Consider the following 15,863-nt stretch of genomic DNA (forward strand, 5'->3'; position numbering starts at 1 on the left):
ATTTTTTATAAAAATGAATAAAATTACATAGAAGAAGAGAACCTGTTGATAAAAAGGTTCTCTTTTTTGTGCCTATCCAAGGAGGTTCTTTATGCATTGGAAACAACTTGATATTCCATTTGAAAATCATCCGCACTGCGCGAACATGCTGTACCTAGCAAAACATGTAAACATCCATCCTTTACTCGGTTATCATTTGTTTGTTCATGGTATTCAAACCGAAGAACAATTATGGTCGTTCTTATATCCTGATCCTTCACAATTCCACAATCCTTTTCTACTCAATGATATGAAGCGAGCAGTCGATCGTATTTTAAAGGCTATTCAGCAAAAAGAAAGCATTTATATTTTTGGTGACTACGATTGCGACGGAATTACTTCTTCAACGATTTTAAAACAAGCACTAGAAAAGATCGGTGCACATGTAATGGCACGACTACCTTTACGAGAAGAAGGGTATGGATTATCACCATATGCCGTGGATTCTCTTCCTGAAAATGTTTCACTATTAATCACCGTTGATAATGGCTCAAGTGCACACCCAGCAATAAAACGAGCAAAAGAAAAAGGAATTGATGTAATTGTCACAGATCATCATGAAGTATTAGGAGAACATCCTAATTGTTTAGCATTCGTGAATCCAAAGCGAAAAGACAATACTTACCCCTATCAACATCTATGCGGTGCTGGAGTTGCATTAAAATTGATACAAGCTCTTTTTATCACATTAAAACAAGATTGGGTGAAAGAAACATGGAATTACATTGAATATGCAACCATAGGAACCATTGCTGATGTTATGCCACTGACTGGAGAAAATCGAATTATCTGCTGGTACGGTCTCTATAAAATGCGAAATTGTCCAAATCCACTTTTGAAATTATTTCGGGAACAACTACAACTCAATTATGTTGACAGCACTACCATTGGCTTTTTTATTGGACCTATGCTAAATTCCTGCGGTCGTATATCTGATCCTAATCTCGGAGGAGCACTTCTCCAAAAAGTAGAACCAACAACAGACGATATTCAGCTTCTTATAAATTTAAATAACAAACGCAAGCAATTAACAAACGAACAATTTCGAATCGCATCTAAAATCATTCAACAACAATCACTAGAACGAGATTCCTTACTCGTTGTACAAGGAGATTTTCATAAAGGCATTACAGGTATATTAGCTTCTAAAATTTCTAGCCATTATAAAAAGCCCACAATTGTACTTACCCAAGATGGAGTGGGCTCCGCTAGAAGCGGAAACGGAAGTAAGTTCTCCATCATTCAGGCTATACAATCTGGTGGTGAACTATTGAAGAAATACGGCGGACACGAGGCAGCAGCTGGATTATCTATTGATCCTACAGAACAGAATGTTCAACTGTTTCGAGAGCAAATGCAAGAAGCGGTTAAGCAACAAACCGACCCTAAACCTATTTCGTATTTTATAAGTGAGTTTCCAATCTATAACTTTCCAAATCATTTATTTGATGACTTGATGGCACTAGAACCCTTCGGAAATGGTCATCCAAAACCTATTTTTCGAAGCCAAAACATATTTGCATGTGGGCACTCCTGCTTTGGGAAAAATAAAGAACATGTTGAACTCTTTTTTTCAAAAAAGCGGGCCCACGCCTATTCGCACGGTCACTTATTTCAAAACTGGAATCGATATAATCGAATGGATGTTTTATATACACCTCATTCTTACGAAAAACTAGATTTTCTTATCAATGACATTCGATTGGTTCAATAAAAACTAAAAAGGTACAATGTGTTTATCACCTAACATTGTACCTTCTTTATTTCTCTTACTTTATACTCGCTGAATATCATTAGTTTACTAAAACCCCTATCTTCTTATAACACATTTCCAACCGAAATCATTGCATTCTTTTTTCCGTTTTCTTCTTGTATTATATTGTCCAACATCTTACGAATCACAGGATTATAAATGCGATTAATGTGTTTATATTCTTTCTGACTAACAGGACAAATATAAAAGTCGCCTTTTCTTATGATTACTGATTCTTGATTTTCCCCCTGTTGGTATAATTTCTTATGAAATATTATATAAAACCTTTTTATTTCTTCATCTTCTAAGGAAATCATTGCATTAGGAAATTTCTTTTTCCATTGTTCCTCTAATAAATCATGAAATTCTTTTTCGCTTATCTTAGCAACTTCTTCTCTTTCTTCTTCCTCCTCACCTAACACTGGTGCTTCAGCATTTGCACGTTGTGTTTGTAATTCCTCATATAAAAAATTATAGTCGCCTATCATTTGTTCATACGCTTGATTTATCCATTCATTTTGCTTTTTTACTTCCTGCAATTCATCTAACACCATCTCTAAAAGATCATATAAAAACTTCATTTCATCGTTATAAACCTGCCTTTTTACTGGTAGAGGATTACAACTTTTCTCTTCATCCCACACTCCTACATGCACACCAATATTCTGTTCACTTTCCATTAGTACTTTTACTTGTAGTTTCACCTGTTCCATATCTTCCACTAAACCTTGATATCCCTCCAGTATTTGCCGCAAACCTGGTCGCTTTTTATCAATAAACGCTAAAATATCCTCTTTTCTAATTACCCATCCCTCCTTACGATTCTCTGACGGAACTGCTGGAATTTCTAATTTACGGAGCCAATCTGTAAATGTCTTATAACTAACTTGTATATAATGTTCCTCCAAAATCTTCATTGCTTCTTGAACATTAATCCAATTTGTCATATTTCACCTCGTATTATTTCTTTAGTTACTTTATGAACGTAATAAGAAAGATATAACTATACAAATGTGATAAGAAAAATTTAAAATACGACTTCACTCACTTAGGAACAAAGTCGTATTAACATAAATATGTTTTATAATTCATTTCACGGAACTCCTAATATTTTTCATTTTACATTCCTGTTTACCGAACCTATTTCAATCCCGTTTTTTCATATACATAAATAAATTTTATAATTATGAATAAAATCTTTAAAAACAGGGAATCTATATGTGTAGATGCTCTTGTTTATTTAAAAGGAGGGAAAAACAGTGGATTCTCTTTCACTTACAGAATGCATTCAAAAATTAGGAGTAAATGATTCAAAACCAATTATTACATTTTTAGAAAATCAAAAACGGAATGGATTTATTTATTACAAAGAAGATTTAAATACTATCCCAGAAGATACCCAATTCGATTTATACTTCTCAGAAACAAAGGGATTTATTAAAAACAATCACGCTTTTCCAATCTCACGCAATCTATATCACTCTTTAAAAATTAATCATTGGTCTTTTAGATGGCTAAGTTTCTTTTATCACTTGTATTATCAAGAAACTTCTCCCTCGCCTTTCGAATGGCAAGATTGGGATTTTTATATCGGGGATCAATTTGTTTGGGTTTATAAATTAATTCAAAAATAACGTTAAATCACAATTTAAGGAAAAGAAAAATCTCCTAATTTTTAATTAGAAGATTTTTCTTCTTGCTGTGTTTTAAAGAATTCTTGCAAAGCTTTCAAGAACGCCTCTTCTACTTTTAGTCCCCCAAAAGTTTCTTTTCCAATTTTAAGTGGAGATGTTTTTTGAACCACACAACATCACCTCACTCAAATATATGCGAATTGATTTTAAGGACAACCCTATTTCTTTTGAGGGGGAAAAAAGCTTTAAATATTAGGCATAATATTTATCTTCAATCTCATCACTTGTACCAGGATTATATCGAACTTTAATTGTATCTCCTTCATCCATTAGCTCGTATTTCCTTTTTAATTTATCAATATCTGCAACTACTAAGTTATTATAACTCCTTTCTAACTTAGACAGATGGATATGAGTACCAAAAAGATATATATCAATACCTTTATATACAGCAGTCAATTTAACTCCCTTTGGTTCTTTGTTAAAGATATCTAATATAGATGATAATTGTTCCTTCTCTGTAACTTCTGTATTCAAAAACTCAAACTTTGAAATTGTTAACGTTTGATTCATTACAGCTTCTAACACTTCAATTGCTTCAAAATCACTAATATCAAACTCTTCTGGAACATCAAATGCAACATTAAAAAATTCTTCTAACTTTTTTAAACGTTTAAATAAGGAAAGACTCTGTTGAATGTTTTCTGATTGTTCTTCATCCGCTGTATAATTTTTCCCAACCAAAAATACTCTATTTTTTTGTAAGTCTGTAAATACAACATCTTTACCCAACTTCGTCCCTTCGATGAAATTCAAAAGGGCTAATTGAGCATCCACTTTATGTTGAAATTCATCTCTTACCACTATATTAACTTTCCCGTTGACTACAACTCCCTCTTCGGAAGTGCCCTGCAAATTATCAAATTGTAATATAATTTCAACCACAAGAGGACTATTCACCTGTCGATTATTATTTATCACAAAGGTTTTCTCTATCTCATTAAAATCTCCTAGAGTCATTTCAAGATAATCTGCTATACCTAGCTCTATATTCTCATTTTTCAAAGAAAGCTTTAACAAAACCGTTTCAGGTTCATCTATAGGTTTTATAAACCATTGTATATTATCCCCATCTAATTGTTCGGTAATTGAAGGGACTTTTATTTGTTTAATCCACGCTTCTAAAGAAAGCATATCAATTTCGATTTGTTGTCGATTTAAATAAGCATACTTTAAAACCTCGTTAACATTTCCAAGTTTAGGGATGTTTTTATCTACAATTTTAAATGTCCCTTTATACATTAAAGGGAACTCTTTAGCCGCATACTCACTTGTGGGCTGATGTTCAAAAACTACTTTTGATCCTATTTGAATCGGTTCGTACATATAATGTGGTGCAAATGGATGTTTGCTACTCATAAATCTCTGCAATTCACTAAACATCGTGGCTGCTCCCTGAAGATCACCAGTGGATAATAATTTTGAAAGCTCATCTATTGCTGTATTTTGATGTACAACAACACTTACGTTTTTAGATCGATTTATCGCCAAATTGTTTCGCCCGTCAACTTGCACTTCATTTTCTTTATTCACTCTTATCACCTTTAATTGAGATGTTAACATTTTTAGATTTATTAACCCCTATGTTTTTCTTTCCTTTTTGCACGATGCCTGCATTCTTTTTTTTCTTTTTTATTACATATGTAGCTCCTACGAATACAGTTGCTAAAATACCTGCTAATACAGACCATATAAATGCACTTAAACTCATTACATTTACTCCCCTCGTTAACTAGTTTGCTAATTACTATTTTAACAGAAATAATACTCCTGTTTAAATCAGATTTACTGGTTGCTTCTTTATAAACTGCTCCTCTAAAACTCGAAGAAATAATTCCTCAAATTTTATTATCTTATATAATTCATTACCTAGTTTAAGTAGAACTACTTTTTTGAACATAAAATATCACCTCATTCCACTATCTTTCCTGAATAATAAGCACATCTTATTTATCGTTCTAATTCAAGCTTTTTGCATGAGTATTAGTATTTTATAGTCTGAATAAAAACAGTTTGAATTTAACCCCTCTCTAAAAACCCTAATTTATCAAGAAAAAAATGATTCCAACACAACGGTTTAATACACAAAAAAAGATGATATATTACTTTTATAAAATAAAATTGGCTATGAAAGGGATGGTTAGGTTGAACTGGTTTAAATTAGCAGATGGGGATTTCAGATTATTCCCTTTATTTCTAAATGTCCGATTTCAAGATAACCAAGGCGATATTTCTATAGATGATTGGGTCGAAATGCTTTATCAAGCAAAGCAAATTGAGCTTCTTACAAAAATACATTTACATGTTAATTCAAAAGGAAATTATTTAATTTACCATAATATGGATATAACATTAAATAATACTCAGGTAACGTACTGGTTTATGGAAAATAAAGAAACTACAAAAAACCATAAGATACGGGATATTAATTTCCTAAAGAAACATCGAGAGCTATTCTATAAATTACAAACAGATGTATACAACATTATTATAGCTATGGAAAACTCACATGAATTAAATAAGAAGATTGCATCTGTTTATAAGAACGTTAGTCCTTTAGATGCTCAGGATATATTTGACTATCATCAAAACTTATATGAAACAGCAGCAAATGTAATCACAAACAAGGGGAATGAAGAGTGGATAAAAAATCCGAATATAAATCTAGATATAAAAGAAAACGATATTTCAGAGGCATTAGATATCATTAAAGATATAGAAAATCATCCTGATAAATATAATTTTTCAATTAATTTTAATATGCCTGCATTTGACTGGGAACTTTTCGATAAAATGGATCAATATACAAAAAATCCACATGTGACCTCATTTTGGGATAACAATAAAAACAACTATATTTATTTCGCTGACTTGGCTGGAAATAAAACTAACCAATTATTAAATGAACTTAAAGAGGTTTACATCAGCAAAGGTCGTCCTATTCGTGATCCTCACACAGGCGTTTATATGCCAACATTTGATCGTTCGAGACATTTTCGCGGAGAACTCTATCTTCACTTAGTTCAATATGCCGTAGAACAATTTGAAGAATATGGTAGATTCCCAAGATGTTCTTGGTGCGGGGCCCTCGTATCCCCTAAAAAAAATCAAAAAAGAGCTTTAAAAAATGGTGCAAGAATCTATTGTCACCCTACTTCAAATCAATGTGAAGAATCCGAAACATGCTATGGGAAACAACGCAGACATGACCAAAATACAAAAAGAAACCAAAACAAACAAAAAAAACAAATTGTACTACATTCTTTTTAAAAGTATTAATGATCTTTTAACAGAATTAAAACACTTAACTTAGGAGGATATTTTATGATTAACCAAATGATTTCTTCAACTGCTGGAGGCGCAGTCGTTGGTGCGGCTAGTTCTTCTATATTTACAGGAGTAGGTTTAGTGATAGGAGGGCCGATCGGCGCTGCAGTCGGCTTTGGCTTTGGTACAGTCACTGGAACTGTAGCAGGGACAATGCTTGGGAATGAACTATCCAAAAAGTTTAAACAAAACAAAAATACAAATTCAATCAAAAGAGAGGGGAATTAGATATGGACTGGAGCAGATTTTCTGAGGGATCATCGAAAGGATTTGATATGTTTATCTCTATTCTCAAAGGCAAGGATCTTATAGATGCGATGAAGGATATTAAAGAATATTTCGAAAAACAAGATACAAAATAATAATGAATATTAGATAAAAATTCCTAAATTAAACAGGAGTTTTTATCTTCCCATTGTAAAGCAAAGATCCTTAATACACACTTACTTCTCTTCTATTACCCAAAACTCATATTTTTATAGAAAAGAAAAAACAACGAATTCCACTATAGTTTTTTCTAACTAACAACCTTGACCAATAAACACAATAAGCAAGGTAATCTATACAATAAAACTAAAAAATCCCTCCGCACAATTTAAGAAAATAATTAAACAAAATATTTTTAAAAAGGATATTTTATATTATTATTTAATTAATACATTAGGGGGATTATCATTTTGACTACAAAAACTAAAAAAGAAGAGTGGAATAGACATGACAGGAATTTTAAGAGGCTATTCCATCAATCAGCAAAAAAATTCATTCAATTATTTTATCCTAATTTCTACAAAGACCTAGACATTTCAGGCGAATGGTTAACAGTTAGTGAAAACCCAGAAGACGCAGCAACGATTTTTAACAATGAAGCAATAGATCAATTTCTTGACAAAGCATTCTTAGTGAATACTCTAAATGGACAATCACTAGTTTTACACTTTGAATTCCAATCTACAGTAGGACAAGGCGACTTTGATAAAAGAGTTCTACACTATAACGATCGACTCTCTGCTATATACAAAGAGAGAGAAGTCATTTCTTTCGGCATCTGTTTTTGGGAATATCCCACCTCAAAAGCAAAAAGTGTAGAAAGAAAATCGGATTTCCAGAAATATTGGGGGTTACAAACAGCAAAAAAAGTTTTCGATTATGAAAAAATTCATTTAGAAACAATTCAGTGGAACGATAGCAAGTATTATAAAGAAGATGAACCCAATCCAGTATTAATTGCATTTTGGGGGCTTATGAAGCATAATAAAGGCACAGAGTGTATAGAAATTGCTCGTAAGGCCTACACTGGACTTGCAAAGATAAAAAAAGAATTAGATAATGCAGAAATAAAGGTAGTGCTAAAGTTTATTGGTGATTATTTAGAACGTCACTTAACCAAAGATCAGTCGAATGAATTAAAAACCTGGTTAAGTAATTTACAAAAGAATAAAGAAAAGGAGGAAGATATTGTGGCTCTTTTAGACTTAATTGCTAATGAGAAAGTTATTGAACATGAGCAGAAAAGAATTCGTGAAGAAGTGATCTCATTGTTTGGAAAAAAAGGATTAGACTCAATTTCTCCCTTATTAGATAATATTGATGATTTAAAAAAATTAGACGATGTATACAAAACTATGGTTAAAACTGAAAGTTTCGAATCTACAAAAAGAGTTTTAGAAAAATAAAAGGAGTCATGTTATTCATGAACTCCTTTTTTCCTGATTTTTTATCCATTCTTCAATTAACAAGGTATATTTATTAAATACTCGATTGATTGCATCCTGTTCTTGTTTTATTGTCTCTAATACCTCACTCATGTCAGGCTGATTAATATGATCCCTAATCTCCATTAGATCTTTAACCACTGTATATAAACCCCTTGTTATTTCTAACTTATTATCTTTAATTTTCTCTGGAATTTTAGAAATGTTACGGAACTCATAGTCTGTTTGTATTGCTAATAAATTAATTAGTTCCCGCTTTACTTTAGATTCATGGTCACAAATTAGCAAGGATTCCTGACTTTCATCAGTAAGAGGATAAGTATTTGATTGAGGTGATGGAACACGCTTTAAAAGATTAAACATCTGTTCAACTTCCACAGACAATGATATTTTATTTTTCAATTGACTAAGAATATACTCTCGCTTTTCTTTAAATAGTTCCTCACAAGTCTTTATACACACCATTATACCCCTCCCTTTATCAATTAATCGTCTTAATATATATTCATTTCATTTTTTTTCATTTATAAACCTTGAATTTTTTTATTAACTCCTAAAATAATTCTAAATATTAATTTTTTGAAAGTGTAAAGTTCTTAATTCACCATAAAAACATCTACTTTATCAAAATTATCATTCTCCTTTTTATAAATAATATGCTGGCATAAAAGCTTATTATTCATAAAGGATTTGTTTTCAATATTCTTTTTTACCATGCAATTTTTCAAATTCCCCTCCCCGAATCTTTCTTAATCAGAAAGAATAACAACGACATCCCAATCAATAATATCCAGAATACGGTATACACTTGAACTTAATCGCTCTTTAAAATAAACAAAATTCGGAAAAATACTCTTAAAAAATAGCATTTAACTCCTAAAAACAAATCATACATTAATTTTTCCATATAAAAAAATATAAGGACTGACCTTAATATACTGTACACTTTATCTTTTGCAATCCCTACACATGACATTTGAGATGTGGTTGCGAACTGTCTTTTCACTGATAAAAAGTTCACCTGCAATTTCCTTCGTTGTTTTATCTTGAACCAGTAATTCAAATACTTCTCTCTCTCTCTTTGTGAGTAAAGGTTTAGATTGATACGCTTTTTCCTTCAACTGGTATAACCCTCCTTGCTTAAGCCAGAGCTGTGTATGTGTAAGTTGGGTGTTTATTTAGTCAAGATATTGTATGAACGAAATGTGCGGGTGGTGAATGAAAATGGGCTTTATTTCACATGTTATTTTAGACTTTTATACAGTGCGTTCACTCTTTGTATCCACTTACTTTTCGGTACGCCATATTTGTTCTAGTAATATGCTGACAACTGTACCTACGAACAAACCATTTCCAAATATATATTGTATGACAGACGGCAAGGACTGGAGCGCCCCAGACGGTAAAAACATAACGCCGCTACCAAATAATACTGCAACGCCTAAAATTGTTACATTCCTTTCATTAAGCTCCACTTGTTTTATATTATTTAACCCAATTCCAATTAACTGTACGAAAGAAGCCATTAAAACCGCAGATGCGACAGCGGGTGGTAAAGATGCTAAATAACGAATAATACTTGGAAACAGCGACATTACGACTAGTAACATACATGCTAATAAGAACGAACGTATATATTTTTGTTTCGTTAAACGTATAAATCCTGCCGTTGCCGGTAACGGCACGACACCTACAGTTGAAAATATGGAAGAAATGATGTGTGAAATCCCTCCAACCCACGTGCCATCCTTTAACTGTTTCTGTTCAATAGTCGCTTTTTGAATGGTAGCTTGATTAATGGCTATAATAGCTGCCACTGTATTTGAAACTAAAATACATACCATAACGAAACTTGATACTGCCATACCTGTATTCCATTTTGGAAGTCCCCAAGCAAATATTTGCGGAAGTTGCACAAAATGAGTTACTTGAGATGGAATCGTCACTTTTCCTGCAATGAGAAAAAGAATCCACCCACTAATTAATCCTATTAAAACCGCATAACTTTTGACAAAACCTTTTCCAAAATTAGATAGTATAACAACGAACAAAAATATACTAAACGCGATTATCGCTGTAAATCCATCGATTTGCGAAGCAGTAGCAGTAATTCCTAGCATTCCCTTTAAAAATACACCGCTTAATTGTAAACATAATAAAAGTAAAAACGTCCCTGTCACAAGTGGCGTAAATAAAAATAAAATACGTCCGATGAAACCAGTTACTCCTAGTCCTATTAAAATAACACCAGAAATAATCATTCCTAATTCTAAAATTTGCAATGTACTGTGTAATTGATCTTGTCCGGCCGTTGCGTAAGCAAGTACAGTAAATACTCCAACCCAAGATCCAGCTGGTCCATCTGCAATTGGTAGTCTATGTCCAAGCCACCCTTGTAAAAAAGAAGATATACCAACTACAAAAAATGTACGCTGCATTAAATAAAATATTTCCTCCGTCGTAAGATGAAATAATCCGCCAACGACAATTGGTAATGCGATTGAATTCGCTAATAAAAATATAAACCATTGCAAAGTTCCCATAATATGATTTTGGTTATGTTGATTGTCCAAATTTTTCATCCCTTCTAGCTTCCTTATAAAAAATATATTGTAAGCATAAAAAAGAAGGGTTCTACACACACAATTAGAACCCTTCCAAAACATTTAAACGATTCCTTTACACAAGATTATTTAATTCCACCTCATTTAAACTTCCAACAACAATATTTCCTTTATGCACGACTAAACGCTTCTCTGTTTGACGCGCTACCGCTTCAGCGACACATGTTGCATTCGTCAAAACAAAACTCGCTTCATCTCCTACATTCGGCCAAACTCGCTTCCCATCATCGTTTAACGTTTCTTTTCCTCCCGTAATAAAGCGAAGTGCCTTTCCTAAAGACCTTTCATCACTCCATCCGAAACGTTCCGCTAATCGATTTGCCTTTTGCAGCATATCACCCGTTCCAAACGGTGACCAATGATCTGTAATACTATCGTTTCCTAATGAAACTTTCACACCTTTTTTATCTAATAACGGAATTGGAATTACTTGTTTCCCAATTGGAACCGTTGAAGTAATATCAATGTTTAAAGCAGCTAGTCTTTCTGCCACTTCTTCAGCTTCTTTATCCGTAACACCACCAAGTCCAAGCGCATGACTAACTGTTACGCGCCCTTGCCATCCCGCTTCCTCTGTTAAACTTGCCAATCTTTTCATCGTAAACGTTCCAAGATTGTTCGCATCATGCAGATGAATATCAACGTCCGCATTAAATTCTACCGCGATATCCATAATGGTATGTAATGATTTTTCAATATCATTATCCACTGTAGCTGGATCCACTCCACCAACTAGTTGCGCACCCATACGCATCGCATCTTTCACGAGTTGCACAGAATTACTGCGCAATAATCCATGTTGCGGAAACGCAACGATTCTACTAGAAACCTGATCTTTATATGTTTCCAACGCCGCTAACGTCGCCTCCAAATTACCAAGTCCAATAATCGGATCAACATTACAATGCGTTCTTATATTCGTCGCACCGTTTCGAAGCAATAACGCTAGCATATTTTCCGCTCTATCTTGAGCAGTTGCTAGTTGCTTTGGCAAAATCTTTTCTTCTTCTTTAAAACGTGTAAAGATACTTTCTGCTGGCATACAAGCTTTCCACGGGCCACTATAATAGGTTTTATCAATATGAATATGCATCTCTTCAAAAGCCGGTAAAATTAATAAGCGATTGGCATCAAGAATGAGTAAACCTTCCTCTTGAACAGTCCCTGCTATGATGTTTTTAATTCGTCCCTCTTCAATAAGTAAACTACATAACTCTGTTTCTGTTTTTGAAATTCTTCCCTCTTCATATGTATACCCCGATTCAAGCGTTACATTAGTCAACCAATATGCTGTCATCTCTATTTCCCCACCCTTTATTAAAAGTTACGTCTTACTATAATTTTAATATCAACTGAAAATTAAGACAATTAATATGACTGTCCCCTAAAAAAATGTAATACAACCTCATAGTCTCCTCATAGATTTCCATATAGAATAAAAGTATAGAGTTTGCTATAAAAAGGAGTGTATTGGAAGATGTCAAAAAGATTATGTAAATCCGAAACTGATAAAATGCTATTTGGTATATGCGGTGGTTTAGGAGAATATTTTGATATTAGCTCTACTCTCATTCGCATACTTTGGGTCATTGCAGTTTTATGTTTTGGGACGGGGTTTTTAGTTTATTTTATTTGTTTATTACTTATGCCACGCTCTTACTAATAACATTCTTTCGTATATTTGAGCATAGTGTATACAAAATCCCCTATAGATTTTTCTATAGGGAATTTTTTCATGAAGAATATTTCATCGTTAAATGTAATACCGCCACTTCATCTTCTTCATTCTTATAACTATGTTTCTTATTCGCTTCAAATTGAATCGAGTCAAACTCATTTAATTCGTATACATCGCTTTCTACTTGAATCGATACTTTCCCTTTCATTACCGTTACAAGCTCAATAGCACCTTCATGATGAGATTCTGGTTCATATATACTATTCGACCTTAAACAAGCACGATGCATTTCCATACCCGTTTCTTTCGTATAACGGAACATTGTTTCTAAATGCCATGCTTGTCCTACGTCTACTGCAAATCCTTCTCCGCAGCGCGCAACCGCTACAGGTTCTCCAACGACCATCAATCTCGATAAAGGAATCGATAACCCTTTCGTTATTTTCCAAATGACAGCTAACGTCGGATTCGTTTCGCCTCTTTCAATCTTTCCTAATGTTAATTTACTAACCCCTGTTTTTTGAGCTAATTCTTCTAAACTTAATTTTTGTTCATTTCGAATTTGCCTTAATAACTGACCTACTTGCTGAATGACTTCTTTCGTTTGCATATCTTCATGTTCTTTCATCTATAAAACCACCTTAAAATATAAAATAGTTTACTTTTATCTAGATAAAGTATATTATACTATACATAATCATTAAATTCCGAAAGGAGTGCTATACTTCATGCGCGCAATTTTATTAGGCCTTTTATCATCAGCCTTTTTTTCCGCAACTTTTATTATAAATCGAGCGATGAATGTATCTGGAACGAGCTGGGCTTGGACAGCTTCCTTCCGTTTTTTATTTGCTCTCCCTATTTTATTCCTTATCGTTTTATTTCGCAAAAACTTAAGGGAGTTATGGGAAGAATTAAAGAAACATCCATTGGCTTGGATTGGGTGGGGTTCTGTTGCTGGTATTGGTTTCTATTCTTTATTAAGTTTTGCAGCTGTCTTTTCTCCAGCTTGGCTCGTTGCTGGAACTTGGCAAGTTACTATATTAGCAGGTTTACTACTCTCGCCATTATTTTTCGTTAAAATAGAAACGAAATCAGGTACGAAACTTGTACGCGGAAAAATTCCACTTCGTAGTTTATACGTTGCATTATTTATTTTACTTGGTGTAATTTGTATGCAAGCAACTGCAGCAGGTCACATTACAATAACTCAGTTTATTTCAGGGTTTTTACCTGTCGTGTTAGCTGCTTTCTTATATCCGTTCGGTAACCGAAAAATGATGGAACTTGTTGGTGGGCGCCTTGATACATTCCAACGTGTATTAGGAATGGCAATAGGCAGTCTTCCTATAACAATTTTACTTGGTATATACGGATTTTCTACTACTGGTATTCCAACATCAAGCCAAATGCTACAAGGATTTTTGTTAGCATTATGTTCTGGCGTTATAGCGACAATGACATTTTTCTTTGCTACTGACTTAGCCAAAGATAATCTCGCTCTACTTGGAGCTGTTGAAGCAACGCAAGCTGGAACGATGGTCTTTACCGTGCTTGGCGAAATTGTTTTCTTAAATGGTTCATTTCCTGGGGGGCTTTCCCTACTTGGAATGATTATTATTATGTTAGGAATGGTTGCAAATAGCATTTTAAACCGTTCTGTTCCAGTCGTTAAACAGAAAAAAACAGCATAAAAAAAGAGTATGGTTCTGTGACAAAGAACTATACTCTTTTTTATTGTCCCCCTATTGCGCCTTATCAGAATAGTATTTCATTAACGGTTTATACTAAAACCTATGTTATAATACGGTTCATGCGCAACAATAGGAGGTAAATTATGTTAAAAAAAGCAATCGCTGAATTTATTGGTACATTTGTACTAGTATTATTCGGAACTGGAGTAGCTGTCATTGGCGGCGGAATTGAAGGAATTGGAACATTAGGAATCGCCATGGCTTTCGGTCTATCTATTGTGGCTATGGCATATAGCATCGGAACAATTTCTGGATGTCACATTAACCCAGCAGTATCAGTAGCTATGTTCATCAATAAAAGAATGAACGCTATGGAACTTTGTTATTATGTATTAGCTCAAATTTTAGGTGGTTTATTAGGAACTGCAACGTTAGTAACAATTTTAAAATCTGCTAAAACACCTTTAGATAATTTAGGACAAAACGGTTTTGGAACTCTTGGTTTATCTGGAGCATTTCTAGTTGAATTTATTTTAACTTTCGTATTCATTTTAGTGATCGTTGCTGTAACAGGTAAAAAAGGAAGTTCTTCTCTAGCAGGATTAGTAATTGGTTTCACATTAGTTTTAGTTCACTTATTAGGTATTCCGTTAACTGGAACTTCTGTTAACCCAGCTCGTAGTATCGCCCCAGCTTTATTCGCTGGCGGAGAAGCCCTTTCTCAACTATGGGTATTCATCATCGCACCAATTCTTGGTGGTATCGTAGCAGCTATCGTAGGTAAATTCATTTTAAATACTGAAAAATAGAATTTTCAATATTTCTGAATAAAAAAAGGCGAGCCCTCATTATGAGGATGCTCGCTTTTTTACTCTTTCATTTTAGACTTTAAATTTGTAACTAGTTGATCTACCGTTACATTTGCAAGTACATTTTCCATCGCTTCTTGTGCTTGCATTAAAATAATTTCTAATACTGATTGAATATTAGCTCCTACTGGACATTCAATGTTGGGATTTTCATGGAAGGAAAATAGCTGTCCTTCTTCTACAACTTCCACTGCTTTATATACATCAAGTAATGTAATTTCTTCTAAATCACGAGCAAGTGTCGTACCACCTTTACCAGCTTGTACATCAACAAGTCCTGCTCTCTTCAACATTCCTGTAATGCGACGAATCACAACTGGATTTGTATTCACACTACCGGCAATCCATTCAGAGGTACAGCGAGAGTTTCGATCTATCGCAAGTAATGTCAGCATATGAACACCTACTGTAAAACGACTACTAATCCCCATCTGCACACCCTCCTTTTTATTCATTCTATTAAAAGACGACTC

The 15,863-nt window shown here is 33.6% G+C and carries 19 protein-coding genes; 9 read left to right on the forward strand and 10 right to left on the reverse strand.

Going from position 1 to position 15,863, the window contains the following annotated elements; all coding sequences use genetic code 11:
* The first annotated feature begins 91 nt into the window (after positions 1 to 91).
* Positions 92 to 1,753, forward strand: a complete 1,662-nt coding sequence (gene recJ / locus NLJ82_RS21985; protein WP_000558658.1) for a single-stranded-DNA-specific exonuclease RecJ — start codon at positions 92 to 94, stop codon at positions 1,751 to 1,753.
* 104 nt (positions 1,754 to 1,857) lie between these two features.
* Here recJ and NLJ82_RS21990 read toward each other — a convergent pair whose 3' ends face one another.
* Positions 1,858 to 2,739: a helix-turn-helix domain-containing protein gene (locus NLJ82_RS21990; protein ID WP_000186197.1), complete on the reverse strand. Its 882-nt coding sequence runs from the start codon at positions 2,737 to 2,739 to the stop codon at positions 1,858 to 1,860.
* A gap of 312 nt (positions 2,740 to 3,051) precedes the next feature.
* On the opposite strand from NLJ82_RS21990, the gene NLJ82_RS21995 reads away from it, so the two are divergent.
* Positions 3,052 to 3,426 carry a hypothetical protein gene (locus NLJ82_RS21995; RefSeq protein ID WP_000377848.1) on the forward strand — a complete coding sequence of 125 codons (375 nt, stop codon included), beginning with the start codon at positions 3,052 to 3,054 and terminating at the stop codon, positions 3,424 to 3,426.
* Positions 3,427 to 3,467: 41 nt separating this feature from the next.
* Here NLJ82_RS21995 and NLJ82_RS28685 read toward each other — a convergent pair whose 3' ends face one another.
* From NLJ82_RS28685 to NLJ82_RS22005, 3 genes are all read right to left on the reverse strand, one after another.
* Entirely contained in the window at positions 3,468 to 3,596 is a 129-nt protein-coding gene (locus NLJ82_RS28685; protein ID WP_254915608.1) for a hypothetical protein, read from the reverse strand.
* Between the two features lie 82 nt (positions 3,597 to 3,678).
* Positions 3,679 to 5,019 (reverse strand): hypothetical protein, encoded by a 1,341-nt coding sequence (locus NLJ82_RS22000; RefSeq protein ID WP_001031198.1) that lies wholly within the window; start codon positions 5,017 to 5,019, stop codon positions 3,679 to 3,681.
* A complete protein-coding gene (locus NLJ82_RS22005; protein ID WP_000058763.1) occupies positions 5,012 to 5,197 on the reverse strand; it encodes a hypothetical protein in 186 nt (61 codons plus the stop codon). The genes NLJ82_RS22000 and NLJ82_RS22005 overlap by 8 nt, the downstream gene beginning before the upstream one ends.
* Positions 5,198 to 5,631: 434 nt before the next feature.
* Here NLJ82_RS22005 and NLJ82_RS22010 point away from each other — a divergent pair, with 434 nt between their 5' ends.
* The 4 genes from NLJ82_RS22010 (at position 5,632) to NLJ82_RS22020 (ending at position 8,486) form a co-directional block, all read left to right on the forward strand.
* Positions 5,632 to 6,756 (forward strand): hypothetical protein, encoded by a 1,125-nt coding sequence (locus NLJ82_RS22010; RefSeq protein ID WP_012644635.1) that lies wholly within the window; start codon positions 5,632 to 5,634, stop codon positions 6,754 to 6,756.
* A 54-nt stretch (positions 6,757 to 6,810) separates the two neighbouring features.
* Positions 6,811 to 7,041, forward strand: coding sequence for a glycine zipper family protein (locus NLJ82_RS22015; RefSeq protein ID WP_000610000.1), 231 nt, complete (start codon positions 6,811 to 6,813; stop codon positions 7,039 to 7,041).
* A 2-nt stretch (positions 7,042 to 7,043) separates the two neighbouring features.
* Positions 7,044 to 7,175, forward strand: a complete 132-nt coding sequence (locus tag NLJ82_RS28690; RefSeq protein WP_254915609.1) for a hypothetical protein — start codon at positions 7,044 to 7,046, stop codon at positions 7,173 to 7,175.
* Between the two features lie 315 nt (positions 7,176 to 7,490).
* Entirely contained in the window at positions 7,491 to 8,486 is a 996-nt protein-coding gene (locus tag NLJ82_RS22020) for an RpnC/YadD family protein (RefSeq protein WP_000208889.1), read from the forward strand.
* A 15-nt stretch (positions 8,487 to 8,501) separates the two neighbouring features.
* Here NLJ82_RS22020 and NLJ82_RS22025 read toward each other — a convergent pair whose 3' ends face one another.
* The 4 genes from NLJ82_RS22025 to NLJ82_RS22040 all read right to left on the reverse strand — a co-directional run bounded on the left by NLJ82_RS22025 (position 8,502) and on the right by NLJ82_RS22040 (position 12,446).
* Positions 8,502 to 8,990 carry a hypothetical protein gene (locus NLJ82_RS22025; RefSeq protein WP_000227017.1) on the reverse strand — a complete coding sequence of 163 codons (489 nt, stop codon included), beginning with the start codon at positions 8,988 to 8,990 and terminating at the stop codon, positions 8,502 to 8,504.
* Positions 8,991 to 9,472: 482 nt separating this feature from the next.
* Entirely contained in the window at positions 9,473 to 9,646 is a 174-nt protein-coding gene (locus NLJ82_RS22030; protein WP_000659489.1) for a helix-turn-helix domain-containing protein, read from the reverse strand.
* Positions 9,647 to 9,811: 165 nt separating this feature from the next.
* Positions 9,812 to 11,107, reverse strand: coding sequence for a purine/pyrimidine permease (locus NLJ82_RS22035; protein WP_000792693.1), 1,296 nt, complete (start codon positions 11,105 to 11,107; stop codon positions 9,812 to 9,814).
* Positions 11,108 to 11,204: 97 nt separating this feature from the next.
* Positions 11,205 to 12,446, reverse strand: a complete 1,242-nt coding sequence (locus tag NLJ82_RS22040) for an amidohydrolase family protein (protein ID WP_000128154.1) — start codon at positions 12,444 to 12,446, stop codon at positions 11,205 to 11,207.
* 180 nt (positions 12,447 to 12,626) lie between these two features.
* On the opposite strand from NLJ82_RS22040, the gene NLJ82_RS22045 reads away from it, so the two are divergent.
* Positions 12,627 to 12,812, forward strand: a complete 186-nt coding sequence (locus tag NLJ82_RS22045) for a PspC domain-containing protein (RefSeq protein ID WP_000044337.1) — start codon at positions 12,627 to 12,629, stop codon at positions 12,810 to 12,812.
* A 70-nt stretch (positions 12,813 to 12,882) separates the two neighbouring features.
* On the opposite strand, the gene NLJ82_RS22050 is transcribed toward NLJ82_RS22045, so the two are convergent.
* Complete coding sequence (locus NLJ82_RS22050; protein ID WP_000658053.1) at positions 12,883 to 13,455, reverse strand: helix-turn-helix domain-containing protein; 573 nt, start codon at positions 13,453 to 13,455, stop codon at positions 12,883 to 12,885.
* Between the two features lie 100 nt (positions 13,456 to 13,555).
* Here NLJ82_RS22050 and NLJ82_RS22055 point away from each other — a divergent pair, with 100 nt between their 5' ends.
* Entirely contained in the window at positions 13,556 to 14,521 is a 966-nt protein-coding gene (locus NLJ82_RS22055) for a DMT family transporter (RefSeq protein WP_001201652.1), read from the forward strand.
* Between the two features lie 143 nt (positions 14,522 to 14,664).
* Positions 14,665 to 15,330, forward strand: coding sequence for an MIP/aquaporin family protein (locus tag NLJ82_RS22060; RefSeq protein WP_000913198.1), 666 nt, complete (start codon positions 14,665 to 14,667; stop codon positions 15,328 to 15,330).
* A 59-nt stretch (positions 15,331 to 15,389) separates the two neighbouring features.
* On the opposite strand, the gene NLJ82_RS22065 is transcribed toward NLJ82_RS22060, so the two are convergent.
* Complete coding sequence (locus NLJ82_RS22065) at positions 15,390 to 15,821, reverse strand: Rrf2 family transcriptional regulator (RefSeq protein ID WP_000512998.1); 432 nt, start codon at positions 15,819 to 15,821, stop codon at positions 15,390 to 15,392.
* Positions 15,822 to 15,863 lie beyond the last annotated feature (42 nt).

The organism is Bacillus paranthracis, from assembly GCF_024296885.1.
GTDB lineage: Bacteria > Bacillota > Bacilli > Bacillales > Bacillaceae_G > Bacillus_A > Bacillus_A paranthracis.

What these genes read in the sequence shown, in the direction of transcription:
- recJ (WP_000558658.1), top strand. Translation starts at nt 92, where the DNA reads ATGCATTGGAAACAACTTGATATTCCATTTGAAAATCATCCGCACTGC.
- NLJ82_RS21990 (WP_000186197.1), bottom strand. Translation starts at nt 2,739, where the DNA reads ATGACAAATTGGATTAATGTTCAAGAAGCAATGAAGATTTTGGAGGAA.
- NLJ82_RS22005 (WP_000058763.1), bottom strand. Translation starts at nt 5,197, where the DNA reads ATGAGTTTAAGTGCATTTATATGGTCTGTATTAGCAGGTATTTTAGCA.
- NLJ82_RS22015 (WP_000610000.1), top strand. Translation starts at nt 6,811, where the DNA reads ATGATTAACCAAATGATTTCTTCAACTGCTGGAGGCGCAGTCGTTGGT.
- NLJ82_RS28690 (WP_254915609.1), top strand. Translation starts at nt 7,044, where the DNA reads ATGGACTGGAGCAGATTTTCTGAGGGATCATCGAAAGGATTTGATATG.
- NLJ82_RS22025 (WP_000227017.1), bottom strand. Translation starts at nt 8,990, where the DNA reads ATGGTGTGTATAAAGACTTGTGAGGAACTATTTAAAGAAAAGCGAGAG.
- NLJ82_RS22035 (WP_000792693.1), bottom strand. Translation starts at nt 11,107, where the DNA reads ATGAAAAATTTGGACAATCAACATAACCAAAATCATATTATGGGAACT.
- NLJ82_RS22040 (WP_000128154.1), bottom strand. Translation starts at nt 12,446, where the DNA reads ATGACAGCATATTGGTTGACTAATGTAACGCTTGAATCGGGGTATACA.
- NLJ82_RS22045 (WP_000044337.1), top strand. Translation starts at nt 12,627, where the DNA reads ATGTCAAAAAGATTATGTAAATCCGAAACTGATAAAATGCTATTTGGT.
- NLJ82_RS22050 (WP_000658053.1), bottom strand. Translation starts at nt 13,455, where the DNA reads ATGAAAGAACATGAAGATATGCAAACGAAAGAAGTCATTCAGCAAGTA.
- NLJ82_RS22055 (WP_001201652.1), top strand. Translation starts at nt 13,556, where the DNA reads ATGCGCGCAATTTTATTAGGCCTTTTATCATCAGCCTTTTTTTCCGCA.
- NLJ82_RS22060 (WP_000913198.1), top strand. Translation starts at nt 14,665, where the DNA reads ATGTTAAAAAAAGCAATCGCTGAATTTATTGGTACATTTGTACTAGTA.
- NLJ82_RS22065 (WP_000512998.1), bottom strand. Translation starts at nt 15,821, where the DNA reads ATGGGGATTAGTAGTCGTTTTACAGTAGGTGTTCATATGCTGACATTA.